This window comes from Nocardioides sp. TRM66260-LWL, from assembly GCF_020075545.1.
Classification (GTDB): Bacteria; Actinomycetota; Actinomycetes; order Propionibacteriales; family Nocardioidaceae; genus Nocardioides.
Window position 1 is genome coordinate 355,320 of record NZ_JAIQZK010000003.1, and the last position, 19,925, is coordinate 375,244.

Annotated in this window: 14 protein-coding genes; 11 read left to right on the forward strand and 3 right to left on the reverse strand. The window is 74.1% G+C overall.

The window, feature by feature from the left end:
* The first annotated feature begins 48 nt into the window (after nucleotides 1-48).
* The 3 genes from K8Z61_RS10910 (at nucleotide 49) to K8Z61_RS10920 (ending at nucleotide 3,364) form a co-directional block, all read left to right on the forward strand.
* Nucleotides 49-432: a LysM peptidoglycan-binding domain-containing protein gene (locus K8Z61_RS10910; protein ID WP_224129387.1), complete on the forward strand. Its 384-nt coding sequence runs from the start codon at nucleotides 49-51 to the stop codon at nucleotides 430-432.
* 185 nt (nucleotides 433-617) lie between these two features.
* A complete protein-coding gene (locus K8Z61_RS10915; protein ID WP_224129388.1) occupies nucleotides 618-2,339 on the forward strand; it encodes an ABC-F family ATP-binding cassette domain-containing protein in 1,722 nt (573 codons plus the stop codon).
* Nucleotides 2,336-3,364 carry a GNAT family N-acetyltransferase gene (locus tag K8Z61_RS10920; RefSeq protein WP_224129389.1) on the forward strand — a complete coding sequence of 343 codons (1,029 nt, stop codon included), beginning with the start codon at nucleotides 2,336-2,338 and terminating at the stop codon, nucleotides 3,362-3,364. Before K8Z61_RS10915 ends, K8Z61_RS10920 begins: the two co-directional genes overlap by 4 nt.
* A gap of 144 nt (nucleotides 3,365-3,508) precedes the next feature.
* Here the strand turns inward: K8Z61_RS10920 and K8Z61_RS10925 are convergent, their stop codons facing one another.
* Entirely contained in the window at nucleotides 3,509-4,996 is a 1,488-nt protein-coding gene (locus K8Z61_RS10925) for a S1C family serine protease (RefSeq protein WP_224129391.1), read from the reverse strand.
* A 138-nt stretch (nucleotides 4,997-5,134) separates the two neighbouring features.
* Between K8Z61_RS10925 and K8Z61_RS10930 the strand changes: the two genes are divergently transcribed.
* From K8Z61_RS10930 to K8Z61_RS10940, 3 genes are read left to right on the forward strand one after another with little or no spacing between them, the layout of a single operon-like run.
* Entirely contained in the window at nucleotides 5,135-6,727 is a 1,593-nt protein-coding gene (locus tag K8Z61_RS10930; RefSeq protein WP_224129393.1) for a long-chain-fatty-acid--CoA ligase, read from the forward strand.
* A 48-nt stretch (nucleotides 6,728-6,775) separates the two neighbouring features.
* Complete coding sequence (locus tag K8Z61_RS10935) at nucleotides 6,776-10,768, forward strand: Pls/PosA family non-ribosomal peptide synthetase (protein ID WP_224129395.1); 3,993 nt, start codon at nucleotides 6,776-6,778, stop codon at nucleotides 10,766-10,768.
* Complete coding sequence (locus tag K8Z61_RS10940; RefSeq protein WP_224129397.1) at nucleotides 10,765-12,075, forward strand: M1 family metallopeptidase; 1,311 nt, start codon at nucleotides 10,765-10,767, stop codon at nucleotides 12,073-12,075. The genes K8Z61_RS10935 and K8Z61_RS10940 overlap by 4 nt, the downstream gene beginning before the upstream one ends.
* A gap of 473 nt (nucleotides 12,076-12,548) precedes the next feature.
* On the opposite strand, the gene K8Z61_RS10945 is transcribed toward K8Z61_RS10940, so the two are convergent.
* A complete protein-coding gene (locus K8Z61_RS10945) occupies nucleotides 12,549-13,838 on the reverse strand; it encodes a citrate synthase (protein ID WP_224129399.1) in 1,290 nt (429 codons plus the stop codon).
* Nucleotides 13,839-14,114: 276 nt separating this feature from the next.
* Here K8Z61_RS10945 and rplM point away from each other — a divergent pair, with 276 nt between their 5' ends.
* The 3 genes from rplM to glmM are packed head-to-tail and all read left to right on the forward strand — an operon-like array spanning nucleotide 14,115 to nucleotide 16,488.
* The gene (rplM, locus tag K8Z61_RS10950) at nucleotides 14,115-14,558 is read left to right on the forward strand and encodes a 50S ribosomal protein L13 (protein WP_224129401.1); all 444 of its coding nucleotides are present in this window, start codon (nucleotides 14,115-14,117) and stop codon (nucleotides 14,556-14,558) included.
* A 27-nt stretch (nucleotides 14,559-14,585) separates the two neighbouring features.
* Entirely contained in the window at nucleotides 14,586-15,104 is a 519-nt protein-coding gene (gene rpsI, locus K8Z61_RS10955) for a 30S ribosomal protein S9 (RefSeq protein ID WP_224129403.1), read from the forward strand.
* A 4-nt stretch (nucleotides 15,105-15,108) separates the two neighbouring features.
* Nucleotides 15,109-16,488, forward strand: coding sequence for a phosphoglucosamine mutase (gene glmM, locus K8Z61_RS10960; protein ID WP_224129405.1), 1,380 nt, complete (start codon nucleotides 15,109-15,111; stop codon nucleotides 16,486-16,488).
* 24 nt (nucleotides 16,489-16,512) lie between these two features.
* Here the strand turns inward: glmM and coaA are convergent, their stop codons facing one another.
* Nucleotides 16,513-17,559: a type I pantothenate kinase gene (coaA, locus tag K8Z61_RS10965; protein ID WP_224129407.1), complete on the reverse strand. Its 1,047-nt coding sequence runs from the start codon at nucleotides 17,557-17,559 to the stop codon at nucleotides 16,513-16,515.
* A gap of 68 nt (nucleotides 17,560-17,627) precedes the next feature.
* Between coaA and glmS the strand changes: the two genes are divergently transcribed.
* Nucleotides 17,628-19,472 carry a glutamine--fructose-6-phosphate transaminase (isomerizing) gene (gene glmS / locus K8Z61_RS10970; RefSeq protein ID WP_224129409.1) on the forward strand — a complete coding sequence of 615 codons (1,845 nt, stop codon included), beginning with the start codon at nucleotides 17,628-17,630 and terminating at the stop codon, nucleotides 19,470-19,472.
* 7 nt (nucleotides 19,473-19,479) lie between these two features.
* Complete coding sequence (locus tag K8Z61_RS10975; RefSeq protein WP_224129411.1) at nucleotides 19,480-19,833, forward strand: holo-ACP synthase; 354 nt, start codon at nucleotides 19,480-19,482, stop codon at nucleotides 19,831-19,833.
* Nucleotides 19,834-19,925 lie beyond the last annotated feature (92 nt).

Here is a 19,925-nt window from a genome sequence, read left to right on the forward strand (position 1 = left end):
CGAGCCCCGCTCCCGAACGACGCCCCTCCTACTTCCCCAGGAGCTCCCATGAGCACGCTGATCCTCGAGCCCGTCCGCACGGTCCACGTCGCCCGCACCGGCGCTCCGGCACGGCCGGTCGCCGCCGGCACCCGCTCCGGCGGTCTGCGTCTGACCCGCCGCGGCCGGCTGGTCGTCTTCGTGGCGTCGCTCCTCGTCGCCTTGGCGGCCGGCGTGCTCTGGGCCGCCGGCTCGATGGCCACCCAGCAGGCCGGTCAGCCCGAGCAGACCGAGATCGTGGTCGTGCGCTCGGGGCAGACCCTGTGGAGCATCGCGGCCGAGCACGCCGTCGACGGCGACGTCACCGGCATGGTGCGCCACCTGCAGGAGCTCAACGGGTTCGACGGCGGCGTGGTCCGCGCCGGACAGCGACTGGCGGTGCCGGTCGACTGAGACGTCCCGTCCGGGAGGCACCCCCGGACGGTGATGAGCGTTGGCCGCCTCGACCCCGGCCGACGACACGAGAGGCGGGGGCGGGCCCAGGCGGGCCTGCCCCCGCTGTCGTCCCCGGCCACGTCGATCGGCGCCTGCCGCAATCCGTTCGACCGCGGCGGCGCGGTTTGTGAGGATGGTCCGTCGTGGGGCACGTCGACGTCAGCGCCGTCCGCTTCGACCTCCCGGACGGCCGGGTGCTGCTCGAGGACGTCTCGTTCCGGGTGGGCGACGGCGCGATCGTCGCGCTGGTCGGGGCGAACGGCGCGGGCAAGACCACTCTGATGCGGCTGGTCACCGGCGATCTGGCCCCGCACGCAGGCGCGATCACCCGGTCCGGAGGGCTCGGGGTGATGGGCCAGTTCGTGGGCGTGCACCACGCGAGCGACGGCTCGGCCCCCACCGTCGCCGACCTGCTGCTGTCGGTCGCCCCGGAGCGGGTCCGGCGGGCCGCGGCCGAGGTCGATCGCTGCGAGCTGGCCCTGATGGACCGGGACGACGAGCCGACCCAGATGGCCTACGCGACGGCCCTGGCCGAGTACGCCGAGGCCGGCGGCTACGACCACGAGGTGCTGTGGGACGTCTGCACTGTCGCGGCGCTCGGCGTCCCCTACGACCGCGCGCGGCATCGCGACGTGGCGACGCTGTCGGGCGGCGAGCAGAAGCGGCTCGTGCTGGAGGTGCTGCTGCGGGGCCCTGACGAGGTGCTGCTGCTCGACGAGCCCGACAACTACCTCGACGTGCCGGGCAAGGTGTGGCTCGAGGAGCGCCTGCGCACCTGCGGGAAGACCGTGCTCCTGGTCAGTCACGACCGCGCGCTGCTCGACGCAGTCGCCACCCGGGTCGTCACCGTCGAGCTCGGCGCCGGCGGCCCCGAGCGGGGCAACACCGTGTGGACGCACCCAGGCGGCTTCGCGACCTACCACCAGGCGCGCCGCGACCGGTTCGAGCGGTTCGAGGAGCTGCGGCGCCGCTGGGACGAGGAGCACGAGAAGCTGAAGGCGCTCGTGCACCGACTCCAGGTGAAGTCGGAGTACAACGACGGCATGTCGAGCCAGTACCGCGCGGCGCAGACCCGCCTGCGGCGGTTCGAGGAGGCGGGGCCGCCCACCGAGCAGCCTCGCGAGCAGCAGGTGACGATGCGGCTGCGCGGCGGTCGGACCGGCAAGCGGGCGGTGGTCTGCGAGCAGCTCGGGCTCACCGGCCTGATGCGGCCCTTCGACCTCGAGGTCTGGTCCGGCGAGCGGGTGGCGGTTCTCGGCTCCAACGGCTCGGGCAAGTCGCACTTCCTGCGGCTCCTCGCGGCGGGCGGCACCGATCCCGAGCCGGGCAACCGTCCGGTCGGGGACGTGCCGGTCGAGCCGGTCGCCCACACGGGCCGGGCGCGGCTCGGCGCGCGGGTGCAGCCCGGCTGGTTCGTCCAGTCACACCGGCACCCGGAGCTGATCGGACGCACCCTGCTGGAGATCCTGCACCGCGGCGAGCAGGCCCCGGACGGGCGAGGCCGCCCCGGCCTTCCGCGCGAGCAGGCCAGCCGCGTGCTCGACCGCTACGAGCTGGCCGGCAGCGCGGAGCAGACCTTCGACTCACTCAGCGGGGGCCAGCAGGCGCGGTTCCAGATCCTGCTGCTCGAGCTGTCGGGAGCGACGCTGCTGCTGCTGGACGAGCCGACCGACAACCTCGACGTGCAGTCGGCCGAGGCGCTGGAGGCGGGGCTGGAGGCCTTCGAGGGCACGGTCGTCGCCGTCACCCACGACCGCTGGTTCGCCCGTGGCTTCGACCGCTACCTGGTCTACGGCGCCGACGGCGAGGTCTACGAGTCGTCCGAGCCGGTGTGGGACGAGACCCGGGTGGAGCGGGCCCGGTGAGCGCCGCGGGGCCGGTGATCGAGCCGGTGACGCCGACCGACGTCGCCGCCGTCGCGGCCTGGAACGACGTCGTCCAGCGCGCCGAGCGGCACGGCCGCGAGGCCACGGCCACCCCCTGGACGACGCCCGAGATGCTCGAGCGCCTGCGCGACCCGGTGCGCGGCAGCGTCCTGGAGCCGTGGATGCTGCGCGACGGCCCGACGATCCTCGCCGCGAGCCTGCTGGAGTGGCGCACCCTCGACAACCTCGACCGCGCCGCAGTGGCCGTCGGCGTCGACCCCGCCCACCGCCGGCGCGGCCACGGCTCGCGGCTCCTGGACCACGCCGTGGCCCGCGTCCGCGAGCTCGGACGTCCGCGGCTCACGGCCGACGGCCACTGGCCGATCGACGCGCCCGCGGACGGCGCCGGCACGGCCGACGCCGCGTTCCTGCAGCGCCACGGCTTCTCGCTGGGCGTGGTGGAGATCGTCCGGTCGCTGTCGCTCCCGGTCGGCGAGGCGCACCTCGACGCTCTCGCGGCGGACGCGGCGCGCCACCACGCCGGCTATCGCGTCGTCGCCTTCGCCGGCGCGGTGCCCGAGCCGCACCGCCTCGCCTGGGGCGTGCTCGCGGGCGCGATCGAGGCGGAGGCGCCGACCGGCTCGATCGAGGTCGAGCCCGAGACCCTGGGCCCGGAGGAGCTCGACTCCGCCGAGGCCATGCTCGTGCGCCTGGGCCGCACGCCGTTCCGCGCGCTCGCGCTGGCGCCCGACGGCGACCTCGTCGCCTACACCGAGGTCGTGGCCACCGACCACGAGCCCGATCGTGCGTACCAGGACGGCACGCTCGTCCGCGCCGATCACCGGGGCCATCGGCTCGGCCTCGCGGTGAAGGTCGCGGCCCTGCGGCTGCTGCAGGAGCACCGCCCGGGCGTGCGGCACGTGCTGACCTGGAACGCCGAGGTCAACGCGCCGATGATCCGGGTCAACGAGCTGCTCGGCTTCCGGCCCGTCGAGCGGGCCGGATGGTTCGAGCGGCGGCTCTGACCCGATCGGGCCGGCTCGAGACGCGCCGACGCCCCCGGGCGTCCGGCTCGGGGCCGGCCGCCGGGGGCGTCGGGATCGACCTGCTCGGGCGGCCCCACGGGACCCCACGCCCCATTCCGCCCGCCAGGTCGGCTCATCGGAAGGTCAGGAGTTGGTGACCTTCGCGTCGGAGTCCAGCTTCAGCTGGACGGTGTTGGTGTCGCCGTCGCGCACGTAGGTGACGCTGACGGTGTCGCCGGGCCGGTAGGACCGCACCGTCGCGACCAGCGAGTCGGAGCCGGTGACCTGCGTGTCGTCGACCTTGGTGATGACGTCGCCGACCTTGAGGCCCGCAGCCGCGGCGGTCGACCCGTCGCCGATCTCCTTGACCTCGGCGCCGTTGGTCAGCCCGACGGCCGCGGCCGCCTTGCTGCTCGCGGCGTCGGCCACCGAGATGCCCAGCCGCGCGTGGGTCGGCGTCTCGCCGTCGAGCATCTGCTGGACGACCGGCAGCACCTCGTCGATCGGGATCGCGAAGCCGAGGCCGATCGAGCCGCCCTCCGAGCCGCCGAGCCCGGAGGAGCCCGAGGTGCGGATCGAGGCGTTGATGCCGACGACGTGCCCGGCCATGTCGACCAGCGGGCCGCCGGAGTTGCCGGGGTTGATCGCGGCGTCGGTCTGGATGGCGGGGTAGACGGTGGCGTTGTTGTCGCTGTCGGAGCCCACGTCGACGGGGCGGTTGAGCGCGCTGACGATGCCGCTGGTGACGGTCGACTCCAGGCCGAACGGCGAGCCGATGGCCACGACGTCCTGGCCGACCTTGAGGCCGGAGGACTTGCCGATGGTGGCCGGCGTCAGGCCGGAGACGCCGGACGCCTGGATCACCGCGGTGTCGGTGAGCGGGTCGGTGCCCAGCACCTTGGCGGTGTGCGTGGAGCCGTCGGAGAACGCCACCGTGATGGTGCCGCCCTGGCCGGCCACCTCGACGACGTGGTCGTTGGTGAGGATCTTGCCGTCGGAGCTGAGGATGATGCCCGAGCCGGAGCCGGACTCCTGGCTGCCCTGCACGTAGATCTTCACGACCGACGGCAACACGTCCTGCGCGGCCTTCTCGACCGAGCCGTCGGCGGCGGGCGCGTCGGTGGAGTCGACGACCTTCGACGCCGTGACGGGGCCGGAGCCGATCGTGATGCCGCTGCCGCCGTCGTCGCCGGTCAGGGCGCTCCAGGCCGCGGCGCCGCCGACGCCTCCCGCGCCGCCCGCGAGGACGGCCGCCGCGACGACTGCCGCCACGAAGCGCTTGCGCGAGGCCGGCCGCGGGGACGCGCTGCCGGCGACGACGTCGGTCGGGCCGAACGGCGAGGCGGCCTCCGGGGAGCCGTACGGCGCGTAGGCGCCGTAGGCACCGGCCGCCGCGATGGCGGTGGTCGGCTCCGGCTCGCCCCAGCCGGGGGCGCCGGCGCCGGGGGCCGGGTGCGCCGGCTGGACCGGCTGGACCGGCTGGATCGGCGCGGTGTCGTCGTGGGCCGTCGGGCCGTGCGGGTCGCCCGGGGCCTCGGCGGACGGGACGTGCGGCGCGGGCTCGCTCCGGGTGGGATCGCTCTGGGGGTGCTCGCCCGGGGTGCTGGACGAGCCGTCGGGGTGGTCGGTCATGTCCTCCACCTTCCCCGCCGACCCTGTGATCACCCTGAGTCACCCCTGGGATGGTCCTTGAAAGTCGGACGAGATCCGCGCGGCTCGATCCGGCTGCGAGCATTGAAACCGGAGTGTGCGCTCCGTCACACTCTCCCCATGACGGCACAGACGGCCCCCGACCCCCGCTTCGTCGACGACCGCCTCGCGCACTGGGCGTCCCTGCATCCCGACGAGGAGTGCTTCCGCTACCTGCCGGCCGAGGGCGAGCGCGCCTGGACGTGGAGTGAGTGGCACGACCGCGTGCGCCGGGCTGCGGGCGCCCTGGCCGGCCTCGGCGTCGGACGCGGCGACGTCGTCGCCTTCCTGGACAAGAACCACCCGGCGGGCGTCGAGGTGTCGCTCGGCGCGGGCCTGCTCGGCGCCGCGACCGCCATCGTCAACTTCCGGCTCGCCGCGGACGAGCTCGACTACGTCGTCAACGACTCCGGCGCGTCGGTGCTGGTGGTCGGCAGCGAGCTGCTGCCGGCGATCGAGCGCATCCGCGACGCGCTCCCGCACGTGCGCCACGTCGTCGAGGTGACGCCCGACGGTGCCGACGGCGACGCCTACGAGCGGCTCCTCGCCGAGGCCGAGCCGCGCGACCGGGAGCCCGGCACCGACCCCGACGACACCTACCTGGTGCTCTACTCGTCGGGCACGACCGGGCGGCCGAAGGGCGTCATGCTCAGCCACGCCAACCTCGTGGCCCACACCGTCCACAGCCACGACGGCTGGACGTTCGAGCCCGGCGACGCCTCGATGGTCTCGATGCCGCTCTTCCACGTCGGCGGCTCCTCCTACGTGCTCTTCGGCCTGCACGACGGCGTCCGCACCGTGATGACCCGCGACCCCGACGGCGGCTCGCTGGCCCGCGCGATCCTCGCCGGGGCCAACCGGACGTTCCTCGTCCCGGCCGTGCTCCAGCAGGTGCTGGGGGCCGGGGCGGACGCGATCCGGCTCTTCGGCGCGCTCAAGACCTACACCTACGGCGCGGCCCCGATGCCGGCGCCGCTGCTGCGCGCGGCGATGGAGGCCTGGCCGCAGACCGAGTTCATGCAGGTCTACGGGCTCACCGAGGTCTCCGGCGTCGCCACCCACCTGCTGCCGGAGGACCACCGGGACGCCGCCCGTCCCGAGCGCCTCGGCTCGGCCGGTCGCGCGGTGCCGGGCGTCGAGGTGCGCATCGTCGATCCCGGGACGCTCGACGACGTCGCCGAGGGAGCGCCCGGCGAGGTCTGGCTGCGCACGCCGCAGCTGATGAAGGGCTACCTGAACCGGCCGGAGGCCACCGCCGAGGTGATCACCGCCGACGGCTGGTTCCGCACCGGCGACATCGGCCGGCTCGACGACGGCGGGTTCCTCTTCGTCGAGGACCGGCTCAAGGACATGATCATCAGCGGCGGCGAGAACATCTACAGCCCCGAGGTCGAGCGGGTGCTCGCCGAGCACCCGGCGGTGCTCGAGGTCGCGATCATCGGCGTGCCGGACGAGCGCTGGGGCGAGTCGGTCAAGGCCGTCGTGGCGCTGCGCGAGGGGGCCGTGGCCACCGCGGAGGAGCTGATCGCCCACTGCCGCGAGCACCTGGCCCACTACAAGTGCCCCCGCAGCGTCGACCTCGTGCCGGCGCTGCCGCGCAACCCGACGGGCAAGATCCTCAAGCGCGAGCTGCGGGCGCCCTACTGGACGCGGGAGGAGCGCGCCGTCGGCTGACGCGGACCGGGCGCCTGCCGTTCACCTGCGCCCGGTTGGATGTCGGGCGTGACGAGTCCCCTGCGCCGCGCCGCCGCCGCCCCGCCGCCCCGCACCCTCGTCGACGTCCTGCGCGCCACCGTGGCCGCCCACCCGGACGCGATGGCCCTGGACAACGGGGTCGAGCAGCTCACCTACGAGGGCCTGGCCGAGGCGGCCGGGGCGTTCGCCGAGGAGCTGCACGCGCTCGGCGTCGGGCGCGGCGACCGGGTGGGCGTGCGGGTGCCCAGCGGCACGCTCGAGCTCTACATCGCCATCCTCGGCACGCTGCTGGCCGGCGCCGCCTACGTGCCGGTCGACGCGGACGACCCCGAGGAGCGCGCCCGCGTCGTCTTCGGCGAGGCCGACGTCGCAGCGGTCGTCGGCGCCGAGCTGCGGATCGAGCCGCGCGGCGCCGCGGGGCGCGAGTCGGTCGAGCACGTCGACCCCTCTCCGCAGGACGACTGCTGGATCATCTTCACCTCCGGCTCCACCGGCACGCCCAAGGGCGTCGCGGTGAGCCACCGCAGCGCCGCGGCGTTCGTCGACGCCGAGGCCGCGCTGTTCCTCGCCGAGGACCCGCTCGGCCCCGACGACCGCGTCATGGCGGGACTCTCGGTGGCCTTCGACGCCTCGTGCGAGGAGATGTGGCTGGCCTGGCGGCACGGCGGCTGCCTGGTGCCTGCGCCGCGCGCGCTCGTCCGCAGCGGGCTCGACGTCGCGCCGTGGCTCGAGGCGAACCGGGTGACGGTGGTCTCCACGGTGCCCACGCTGGTGAGCCTGTGGCCGGAGTCGGCGCTGGCCCGGCTGCGGCTGCTGATCCTCGGGGGCGAGGCGCTCCCGCCGGAGGTCGCCGCCCGGCTGGTCGGCACCACGCGCGACGGCCGGCGCCGCGAGGTGTGGAACACCTACGGGCCCACCGAGGCCACCGTCGTCGCCTGCGGCGCTCGGGTCGACGGCGACGGGCCGGTGCGCATCGGCCTGCCGCTGGCCGGCTGGGACCTCGCCGTCGTCGACGAGCAGGGCCACGAGGTGGCGCCGGGCGAGACCGGCGAGCTGATCATCGGCGGCGTCGGGCTCGCGCGCTACCTCGACGACGCGAAGGACGCCGTCGCCTACGCGCCGATGCCGACGCTCGGCTGGGAGCGGGCCTACCGCTCCGGCGACCGGGTGGTGCACGACCCCGAGGGCCTGCTCTTCGCCGGCCGCGCCGACGACCAGGTGAAGGTCGGCGGACGCCGCATCGAGCTCGGCGAGATCGACTCCGCGCTGCTCGCGCTGCCGGGCGTGGTCTCCGCGGCGGCCGCGGTGCGCCGCACGCCGGCCGGCAACCCGCTCCTCGTCGGCTACCTGACGGTCGGCGCCGGCTACGACGGCGCGTCCGCCCTGGCGACGCTGCGGCGCGACCTCCCCGCGGCCCTCGTCCCGCGGCTGGCCGTCGTCGCGGAGCTGCCCACGCGGACCTCCGGCAAGGTCGACCGCGACGCGCTGCCGTGGCCGCTGCCCGACGACCCCGCCGGCGCCGAGCTCAGCGGCATGGCCGCCCGGGTCGCCGAGGTGTGGCGCGAGGTGCTCGGCACCGGCGGCCGCGGCCCCGACGACGACTTCTTCGACCTCGGCGGCGGCAGCCTCAGCGCGGCGCAGGTGCTGACCCGGCTGCGTCCCGAGCACCCCGAGCTCGCCGTCGGCGACCTCTACGACCATCCCACCCTCGGCTCGCTCGCGGCCTTCCTGGAGGAGCTGGCGGCCGACTCCGAGGGCGGGGGAGCGGCGCGCGACCGGACGATCCGTCCGACCCCGCTGAAGACCCAGAGCGCCCAGGTGGCCGCCGCGCTGGGGCTGCGGCTGCTGGCCGCGCCGCGGGCGCTCACCTGGACGGCGCTCGCCGCCCGGCTCGCGCACGACCTCGGCCCCGCCGTCGGAGCCGCGACCCTGACCGACGCGCTGCCGGCGGTCGGCTGGGCCTGGCTGGTGCCGGCGCTCCTGGTGTTCGTCAGCCCGCCGGGTCGGATGCTGCTCGCCGCCGGCGTCGCCCGCCTGTGGCTGGCCGGCGTGGTGCCCGGCGACCACCCCCGCGGCGGCCGCGTGCACCTGCGGCTGTGGGCCGCCGAGCGCTCGGTCGACCAGCTCGGCGCGACGACGCTGGCCGGCGCGGCGCTGATGACCTGGTACGCCCGCCTGCTGGGCGCGACGGTCGGCCGCGAGGTCGACCTGCACACGCTGCCGCCGGTCACCGGCTTCCTGCGGCTCGGGGACGGCTGCTCGATCGAGCCCGAGGTCGACCTCTCGGGCTACTGGATCGACGGCGACCTGCTGCACCTCGGCGCGCTCAGCGTCGGTCGGCGCGCCCGGGTCGGCACGCGCTCGACGCTGTGCCCGGGCGCCGTGGTCGGCGACGAGGCCGAGGTCGCGCCCGGCTCGGCGGTCGTCGGGGCGGTGCCGGACGGCGAGTTCTGGTCCGGCGCGCCGGCGGCGCTGGCGAGCTCGTCGGCCCGCGGCCCGTGGTCGGCGCGTCCGGACTCCCGCCGCGGCTGGTCGCTGCTCTACGGCGCCGTCGGGCTGGTGCTCGCCTCGCTGCCGGCCGTGGCGATCGGCGTCACGGCGCTGGTGCTGCTCGCCCTCGCCGGGCCGCTCGGCATCGCGCCGGAGGTCCCGGTCGACGGCACGGCCGAGGCGGCGGGCCGTCTCGTCCCGTGGCTGGTGCCGCTGGCCCTGCTCGCGGCGCTGCTCGGATCCGTCGTGCTCGCCGTCCTGGTGGCGGCCGTCGTCCGGCTCGCCGGGGTGGGCCTGGAGCCCGGCGTCCACCCGGTGCGCGGCCGGGTCGCGCTGCAGGTCTGGGCCACGATGCGGGTGCTCGACGAGGCCCGCACCTGGCTCTTCCCGCTGTACTCCTCGCAGCTGACCCCGGCCTGGCTGCGGCTGCTCGGCGCGCGGATCGGCGCGGACGTCGAGGCCTCGACCGTGCTGATGGTCCCGAGCCTGACCACCGTCGGCGAGCTGGCGTTCCTTGCCGACGACACCCTGGTCGGCGGCTACGAGCTCGGCGGCGGCTGGCTGCGGGTCGAGCGGGTCAAGATCGGCAAGCGCTCGTTCCTCGGCAACTCCGGCATGGCCGCGCCCGGTCGGCGCATCCCGAAGCGCTCCCTGGTGGCGGTGCTCTCCGCGGCGCCGGCGCGCAAGGTCGCCAAGGCGGGCGTCTCGTGGCTCGGCAGCCCCCCGGCGCCGCTGCGGCGTCCCGACGGCGAGGGCGACGACGCCCGCACCTACGCGCCCGCGCGCCGGCTGAAGGTGGCGCGGGCCGCCTGGGAGGTGGCCCGGCTGGTGCCGATGGCCCTGGCCGTGCTGCTGCCGCTGGGCGTCGGGCTGGTGGGCGCGGAGGTGCTCGCCACCGTCGACGGGCCGCTCGGCGGGCTGCTGGCGACGCTGGCGGTCGGCGTCGCCCTTGTGCTCGCGGGGGCCGTGGCCGCGCTGCTGGCCGCGGCCGCGAAGTGGATCCTGGTCGGACGCCACCGGGCCGGCTCGCGTCCGCTGTGGAGTTCGTTCGTGTGGCGCAACGAGCTGGCCGACACCTTCGTCGAGACGCTCGCCGCGCCGTGGTTCACCCAGCACGTCACGGGCACGCCCGTCCTCGTCGCCTGGTTCCGGCTGCTCGGCGCGCGGATCGGCCGCGGCGTGTGGTGCGAGAGCCACTGGCTGCCGGAGACCGACCTGGTCGTGCTCGGCGACGGCGCCTGCGTCAACCAGGGCAGCGTCGTGCAGACCCACCTGTTCCACGACCGGGTGCTGGCCATGGACGAGGTGCGCGTGGAGCGCGGCGGCACCCTCGGCCCCAACTCGGTGGTGCTGCCGTCGGCGACGATCGGCCGACACGCTACGGTCGGCCCGGTGTCGTTGGTGATGAGGGGCGAGTCGGTGCCCGACCGGACCATCTGGATCGGCAACCCGATCGGGCCGTGGAGCGAGGACGCCGCGCGCGTGCGTCCCGTCGTGACGGCCGCCGTCCCCGCGGACGTGACCGCATGAGCCTGCCGACCGCCGACCCGTACGTCCCCGACCACGGGGACCGCTCGTACGCGGTGCGCCGCTACGACCTCGAGCTCGCCTACGGCGTCGAGGGCAACCGGCTCGCCGGCGAGGCGGTGCTCGACGTCGAGGTGCTCGAGCGCACCGATCGGCTGGTGCTCGACCTCGCCCACCTGGGCGTCGAGAAGGTGCGGGTCGACGGCGCCCGCCTCGCCCGGCACCGTCACCGCGGGCACCGCCTGGTGCTGACGCTGGGGGAGCCGGCCGACGTCGGCGCCGAGCTCGTCGTCTGGGTGCGGTACTCCGGCAGCCCGCGTCCGCTGCGCGCCCGCCATCTCGGCGACGCCGGCTGGGAGGAGCTGGCCGACGGCGTCATCGTCGCGGCGCAGCCGCACGGCGCGCCGACCTGGTTCCCCTGCAACGACCGGCCCGACGACAAGGCCGCCTACCGGATCGCGATCACCGCCCCGGCCGGTTACCGGGTGGTCGCCAACGGCGAGCTGACCTCGCGCCGGCGCCGCGGCAGCAGCGAGACCTGGGTGCACGAGATGGACGTGCCGATGGCGCCGTACCTGGCGACCGTCCAGATCGGGCGCTACGAGACGACCGAGCACGGCGAGGTCGCGGGGGTGGCGGTGCGCACCGCCGCGCCCGCCGGCCTGGACCTCGACGGCAGCCTCGCCCTGCAGCCGGCCATGCTCGAGGCGTTCGCCGACCTCTTCGGCCCGTATCCGTTCGCGGCGTACACGGCCGTCGTCACCGACGACGACCTGGAGATCCCGCTCGAGAGCCAGAGCCTCTCGACGTTCGGGCGCAACCACGCCGACCCCGACTGGGCCCAGGTGCGGCTGATCGCCCACGAGCTGGCGCACCAGTGGTTCGGCAACGCCGTCACGGTCGCCGGCTGGCGCGACATCTGGCTGCACGAGGGCTTCGCCTGCTACGCCGAGTGGCTGTGGTCGCAGGCGGCGGGCGGACGTCCGACCGACGAGCACGCGCGCGAGCACCACGCCCGGCTCGCCGACCTCGACCAGGACCTGCTGCTCGCCGACCCCGGCCCGGAGCTCATGTTCGACGACCGCGTCTACAAGCGCGGCGCGCTCGCCCTCCACGCGGTGCGGTTGACGCTCGGCGACGAGGCCTTCTTCGACCTCCTCCGCGGCTGGGTCGGGGAGCACCTCGGCACGTCGGTCACCACCGACGCCCTGCTCTCCTTCGCCGACGCCCGCACCGGCCACGACGTCACCGGTCTGCTGCGTCCCTGGCTGCACGACACCGACCTGCCCGACCTGCCGCCGGCGTCCTGACGGCGGCCTCGCCCGGCTCCGCCTGTGCGCGGGGCGTCGACCTGCCGCGCGGGCCGGCCGCTCGTCCGCCGGCCGTTCCGTGACGCGTACGGCACCGTGGCGGGCGGCGAGAGGTGCCGTGGGCGTCACGAAGTGCAGGTTTCCCCGGATATCCGGGGAAACCTGCACCACTCCTGAGGCCAGCGGGACGCGCGGGGCTGGTGGGGCAAGAGTGGCGCTGCGCCGACGGGCGGCCGCTTCGCGCGGCGTTGCGTGACGCGCACAGCACCGTGAGGGCCAGTGAGAGGTGCCGTGGACGTCACGGAGCGTCGGTTTCCCCGGGCGCCCGGGGAAACCGCAGTACTCCTGAGGCCCCTGAAACTGAGCGAACCGGACCCCGAGGCCCGGGCCCGTCCCCACGGCAGCCCGTCATGCACGACGCCCCGCACCGGCGAACCGGTGCGGGGCGTCGAGACGTGCGGTGGGGCGGGGCGTCAGCTCCAGCGCTCGGACGCGGGGACGAAGGTGAGCCCGCGGTCGCCGGTGTAGATCTGCTTCGGCCGCGCGATCTTCTGCTCCTTGTCCTGCACCAGCTCGTTCCACTGGGCCAGCCAGCCCGGCGTGCGGCCGATCGCGAACAGCACGGTGAACATCTCCGGCGGGAACTGGAAGGCCTCGTAGATGAGCCCGGAGTAAAAGTCGACGTTCGGATAGAGCTTGCGCTTGACGAAGTACTCGTCCTCCAGCGCGATGCGCTCGAGCTCCTGGGCGATCTTCAGCAGCGGGTTGACGCCGGTGACCTCGAAGACGTCGTCGCAGGCCTTCTTGATGATCGTGGCGCGCGGGTCGAAGTTCTTGTAGACCCGGTGGCCGAAGCCCATCAGCCGCTCGTTGCCGGCCTTGACGCCCTCGATGAACGACGGGATGTTCTCGACGCTGCCGATGCGGCGCAGCATCCGCAGCACCGCCTCGTTGGCGCCGCCGTGCAGCGGGCCGTAGAGCGCGCCGACGCCGGCCGCGACCGCCGAGTACGGGTCGACCTGCGAGGAGCCGACCGAGCGCACGGCGTTGGTGGAGCAGTTCTGCTCGTGGTCGGCGTGCAGGATGAACAGCACGTCGAGCGCCTTGACCAGCCGCTCGTCGGCCTCGTACTTCGACTCGCTCATCTTGAACAGCATCGAGAGGAAGTTCGCGGTGTAGCTGAGGTCGTTGTCGGGGTAGACGAACGGCTTGCCCTGCGCGTGGCGGAACGACCAGGCGCCCAGCGTCGGCATCTTCGCGATCATGCGGACCATCTGGATGTGCCGGTTGTCGGCCTCCGAGATGTGGCGGGCGTCGGGGTAGAAGGTCGAGAGCGCGCCGACCGAGGCCATCAGCATGCCCATGGGGTGCGCGTCGTAGCGGAACCCCTGCATGAACTCCTTGATGTTCTCGTGCACGAACGTGTGGTACGTGATCTCGTGCACCCAGGTCTCGTACTCGGCCTTGGTGGGCAGCGAGCCGTGGATCAGCAGGTAGGCGACCTCGAGGAACGAGGACTTCTCGGCGAGCTGCTCGATGGGGTAGCCCCGGTACTCCAGGACCCCCTTCTCGCCGTCGATGAAGGTCACCGCGGAGCGGCACGACGCCGTGTTGACGAAGCCGGGGTCGTAGACCGCGAGACCGGGAGCGTCCTCGCCGGCCGTGATCTTCCCGAGGTCGGCGGCCTTGATGGTGCCGTCGACGATCGGGACCTCGTACTCCTGGCCCGTGCGGTTGTCGCGGACGGTCAGAGATTCAGTCACGTCCGACAACCTAGTGGGCGCGTCGCGGCGGAGGAACGCCGGGCGGGGTGATAGTCGGGCGCGACGGTTTTGACCGGCCCGCTCGGACGCCCGTAGTCTTGCCGGTCGCGTCCCCTGCCGCCTGGTGCCTTTCCGCTGAGAGGCCCTGGCAGTCCCGGACGGGGCCCGCCGGTCGTCCGGCCGGCCCCCGAGCCGGGCCGTGTTCGTCAGAGGGCGTGAGCACCATCCGGGCGGCGCCGTCGCCCCGGATCTCACGAACGAGAAAGTGAATCAGCCGTGCGTACGTACGCCCCCAAGCCGGGTGACATCCAGCGCGAGTGGTACGTCATCGACGCCACCGACATCGTGCTCGGCCGTCTCGCCGTGCAGTCCGCGAACCTCCTCCGCGGCAAGCACAAGCCGATCTTCGCGCCCAACGCCGACACCGGCGACTTCGTCATCATCATCAACGCCGAGAAGGTCGCCCTCTCGGGCACCAAGCGCACCACGAAGATGGCCTACCGCCACTCCGGCTACCCGGGCGGTCTCTCCGCGACGCCCATCGGCGAGCTGCTCGAGAAGGACGCCCGCAAGGCCGTCGAGAAGGCCGTGTGGGGCATGCTCCCCAAGAACAAGCTGGGTCGGCAGATGCTGAAGAAGCTCAAGGTCTACAGCGGCCCGAACCACCCGCACCAGGCCCAGAAGGCCGTCCCGTTCGAGATCAGCCAGATCTCCCAGTAATCGTCGACGAGAGCGCAGAGGATCATCGTGGCTGAGACCACCGGCACCACCGAGACCACCGAGGTCGAGGAGACCTTCGAGACCAACGAGGCCGGCGTCGCCTACACCTCGGAGAGCACCCCCTCCGCGGAGGCCGTCGCCGCCCGTCCCGCGACCATCGCCCCCGCCGCGGCCACCGGCCGCCGCAAGGAGGCCGTGGCCCGCGTCCGCGTCGTCCCCGGCACCGGCCAGTGGACGATCAACGGCCGCACGCTGGAGAGCTACTTCCCGAACAAGCTGCACCAGCAGGTCGTCAACGAGCCCTTCGCCAGCCTCGAGCTGCAGGGCCGCTTCGACGTCATCGCCCGCGTGCACGGCGGCGGCATCACCGGCCAGGCGGGCGCCCTGCGCCTGGGCCTGGCCCGCTGCCTCAACGCCGTCGACGTCGAGGCCAACCGCCCGACGCTGAAGAAGGCCGGGCTGCTCACGCGCGACGCCCGCGTCATCGAGCGCAAGAAGGCCGGTCTCAAGAAGGCCCGCAAGGCTCCCCAGTTCAGCAAGCGCTGACGCTTTGGGTCGCCTCTTCGGCACGGACGGGGTCCGGGGCCTGGCCAACGGTCGGTTGACCGCGGGTCTGGCCCTGGACCTCTCCTCATGTGCCGCCCTGGTGCTCGGCGCCGACACCCGCCGCGGCGGGGGACGCCCGCGCGCCGTCGTCGGCCGCGACACCCGCGTGTCCGGCGAGTTCCTCGAGCACGCGGTGATCGCCGGCCTCGCGGCCGCCGGCGTCGACGTCGTCCGGCTCGGCGTGGTGCCGACGCCCGGCGTCGCGTTCCTCACCGACGCCCTCGACGCCGATCTCGGCGTGGTCATCTCGGCGTCGCACAACGCCATGCCCGACAACGGCATCAAGTTCCTCGCCCGCGGCGGCACGAAGCTGCCCGACGAGCTCGAGGCCCGCATCGAGGCGCTCTTCGACGACGAGTCGGCGCGCCCCGAGCGTCCCACCGGCGGCGACGTCGGTCGCGTCACCGCCTACCCGACCGCGGTCGGCGAGTACGTCGCGCACCTCGTCGGCACCCTGCCCGGCGGGGGCGACCCCGCCGCCGGCCGCCCGCTGGCGGGCCTGCGGGTCGTCCTCGACTGCGCCCACGGCGCGGCCTCGGAGGCCGGGCCCCGCGCGCTCCGCGAGGCGGGCGCCGAGGTGGTCGTCATCAACGCCACCCCCGACGGCCTCAACATCAACGACGGCTGCGGCTCCACGCACCTCGACCCGCTGCGTCGCGCGGTGCTCGAGCACGGCGCCGACGCCGGCTTCGCCCTCGACGGCGACGCCGACCGCTGCCTGGCCGTCGACCACCACGGCGTGGTCGTCGACGGCGACCAGATCCTGGCCGTCCTGGCCCTCGCGCTGCGCGACGCCGGGCGCCTGCACGACGACACCCTCGTCGTCACGGTCATGAGCAACCTCGGCCTGCTGCAGGCGATGTCCGCCGCGGGCGTCGCCGTGCGGCAGAGCGCGGTCGGCGACCGGTACGTGCTCGAGGAGATGGGCGCCGGCGGCTACAGCCTCGGCGGCGAGCAGTCCGGCCACGTGATCATGGCCGAGCACGCCACCACCGGCGACGGCATCCTCACCGCGCTGCACGTCATGCACCGCATGGCCGCGACGGGGCGCACCCTCGCCGACCTCGCGGGGGTCGTCACCCGACTGCCGCAGGTGCTGGTGAACGTCGGCGGCGTCGACCGCGACCGCTCGGCCACCGACGAGGGCCTCGCCGCCGCCGTCGCCGCCGAGACCGCGGGCCTGGGCGAGCGCGGACGCATCCTGCTGCGGCCCAGCGGCACCGAGCCGCTCGTCCGGGTCATGGTCGAGGCGCCCACCACCACCGAGGCGCGCGACGTCGCCGAGCGGCTCGCCGAGGTCGTCCGGGAGCGGCTGGCGCTCTGAGCGACGTCGCCGCGGACGCGGGCGTCAGAGCTTGCGCAGTCGGACGTAGCGCACCGAGTGGTCGGCGTCCTTGCGCAGCACCAGCGTGGCCCGCGAGCGCGTCGGCAGCACGTTGTCGGCGAGGTTCGGGCCGTTGATGGTGTCCCAGATGCGGCCCGCCTCGGCGACCGCCTCGTCGTGCGTCAACGAGGCGTACTTGCGGAAGTAGGAGCCGGGATCGCGGAACGCCGTCTCGCGCAGCCGCAGGAACCGCTCGACGTACCACTGGCGGATGTGGCTGGTGCCGGCGTCGACGTAGACGGAGAAGTCGAAGAAGTCGCTGACCGCCAGCCCGGTGCGACCGTCCTCGCGGGCCCGGGCGGGCTGCAGGACGTTGAGCCCCTCGACGATGACGATGTCGGGGGAGCGGACGACGACCTTCTCGTCCGGCACGACGTCGTAGACGAGGTGGGAGTAGATGGGCGCCTCGACCTCGTCCTTGCCCGACTTGATGTCGACGACGAAGCGCAGCAGCGCGCGGCGGTCGTAGGACTCCGGGAAGCCCTTGCGCTGGAGCAGGCCGCGGCGCTCCAGCTCGGCGTTGGGGTGGAGGAAGCCGTCGGTGGTGACCAGCGCGACGTTGGGGTGCTCGGGCCAGTGGGCGAGCATGTGCTGCAGCACGCGGGCCGTCGTCGACTTGCCGACGGCCACCGAGCCGGCCAGGCCGATGACGAACGGGGTGCGCGGCGGGGTGCGGTCGTGCAGGAAGCTCTCCTGGTCGCGGTGCAGCTGGCGCGCGGCGCTGACGTAGAGGCTGAGCAGCCGGGAGAGCGGCAGGTAGACCTGCTCGACCTCCTCGAGGTCCAGGGAGTCGCCGAGGCCGCGCAGGCGCGAGATCTCCTCGGCCGAGAGCGGGTTGCGGGTCTCGCGGGCCAGCGCCGCCCAGGCGGCGCGATCGAGCTCGACGTACGGCGAGGTCTCGCGGTGCGACCCGTGCGACCCGTGCGACCCGTGGGGCGCGTGGGCCGGGTGGTCGGCGTGCGGCGCGTGCGGGGGTCCGCCGTCCGCGGCCGGACGCGGGTCCTCGCTCATGGCCGGGATTCTTGCAGCCCCGGCGCGCATGTCGGGGACGGGCCCACGGGTCGTTAGACTCGCTCGCCATGTGCGGCATCGTGGGATACGTCGGGAACCGGTCCGCGCAGGACGTCGTCATCGAGGGCCTGCGCCGGATGGAGTACCGCGGCTACGACTCCGCCGGCATCGCGCTCGTGCACGCCGACGCGCTCGCCGTCGACAAGCGGGCCGGCAAGCTGGCCAACCTCGAGAAGGCGATCGACGAGACGCCGCTGCCGTCGGCCACCACCGGCATCGGACACACCCGCTGGGCCACCCACGGCGCCCCGAACGACCGCAACGCCCACCCGCACCTGGGCGAGCAGCGGCGGGTCGGCGTCGTCCACAACGGCATCATCGAGAACTTCGCCGAGCTGCGCGCCGGCCTGGAGGCCGAGGGCCACGACCTGCTCTCGGAGACCGACACCGAGGTCACCGCGCACCTGCTCGAGCGCGAGGTGCTGGCCGGCGCCGACCTCACCACGGCCATGCAGAACGTCTGCCGGGTGCTGGAGGGCGCGTTCACCCTCGTCGCGGTCGACGCCGCCGACCCCGAGCGGGTCGTCGCCGCGCGGCGCAACTCGCCGCTGGTGGTGGGCCTGGGCGAGGGCGAGAACTTCCTCGGCTCCGACGTCGCGGCGTTCATCGAGTTCACCCGCGACGCCCTCGAGCTCGACCAGGACCAGGTCGTCACGATCACCCGCGAGGGCGTGAGCGTCTCGGGCTTCGACGGCACGCCCGCCGAGGGCCGCCCGTACCACGTCGACTGGGACCTCTCGGCCGCCGAGAAGGACGGCCACGACTGGTTCATGCGCAAGGAGATCTTCGAGCAGCCGCGCGCGGTCGCCGACTCCCTGCTCGGCCGCCGCGGCCGCAACGGCCTGCTGCAGCTGGACGAGATGCGCCTCTCCGACCAGGAGCTGCGCGACATCGACAAGATCATCATCATCGCGGCGGGCACGTCCTTCTACGCCGGCATGGTGGCCAAGTACGCGATCGAGCACTGGTGCCGCATCCCGGTCGAGGTCGAGCTCTCCAGCGAGTTCCGCTACCGCGACCCCATCCTCGACTACTCGACCCTCGTCGTCGCGATCAGCCAGTCCGGCGAGACCGCCGACACCCTGCAGGCCATCCGCCACGCCCGCACCCAGCGCTCGAAGGTGCTGGCCATCTGCAACACCAACGGCTCGACCATCCCGCGTGAGTCGGACGCCGTCATCTACACCCACGCCGGGCCCGAGATCGGCGTCGCCTCGACCAAGGGCTACACGACCCAGCTCGTCGCCTGCTACCTGCTCGCGCTCTACCTCGCGCAGGTCAAGGGCACCCGGTACGGCGACGAGATCGCCCAGATCATGGCGCAGCTGGAGCAGATCCCGGCCGCGATCACCGAGGTGCTCGAGCGGGCCGACGAGGTGTACGCGCTGGCCGAGGAGTACCGCACGTCGTCGTCGTTCATCTTCCTGGGCCGTCACGCGGGGTTCCCCGTCGCGCTGGAGGGGGCGCTGAAGCTCAAGGAGCTCGCCTACCTGCACGCCGAGGGGTTCGCGGCCGGCGAGCTCAAGCACGGCCCGATCGCGCTGATCGACGACGGGCTGCCGGTCTTCTGCATCGTGCCCCCGCAGGGCCGCGACCAGCTGCACGACAAGATGCTCTCCGGCATCCAGGAGGTGCGCGCCCGCGGCGCCCGCACCCTCTGCCTGGCCGAGGAGGGCGACGCCCGCATCGAGCCGTACGCCGACCACGTCGTCCGGCTGCCGCGCGTGCCCGTGCTCCTGCAGCCGCTGGTGTCGGTGATCCCGCTGCAGCTGTTCTCCTGCGAGCTCGCCACGCGGCTCGGCCACGACGTCGACCAGCCGCGCAACCTCGCCAAGTCCGTCACCGTCGAGTAGCCGCGTCATGGCGATCCTCGGCGTCGGCCACGACGTGTGCGACGTCGCCCGCTTCGCCGCCTCGCTGGAGCGGACGCCCGAGCTGCGCGCTCGCCTGTTCCGCCCCGGCGAGGCGACGCGTCCGGTGGAGTCGCTGGCCGCGCGGTTCGCCGCCAAGGAGGCGCTCGCCAAGGCGCTCGGCGCCCCTCCGGGGCTGTCCTGGCTGGACGCCGAGGTGGTCACCGAGCCGTCCGGACGCCCGCGGCTCGAGCTGCGCGGCACCGTGCGCGCCGCGGCCGACGCCCTCGGCGTGGTCTCGGCGCACGTCTCGCTGAGCCACGACGCCGGCATCGCGTCCGCCGTCGTGGTGCTGGAGGGGTAGGTGGGGTGCGTGGTTCGCGCAGGTTTCCCCGGATATCCGGGGAAACCGGACGTTGTCAGGGGAAGTTTCGCCTGACAACGTCCAGTTTCCCC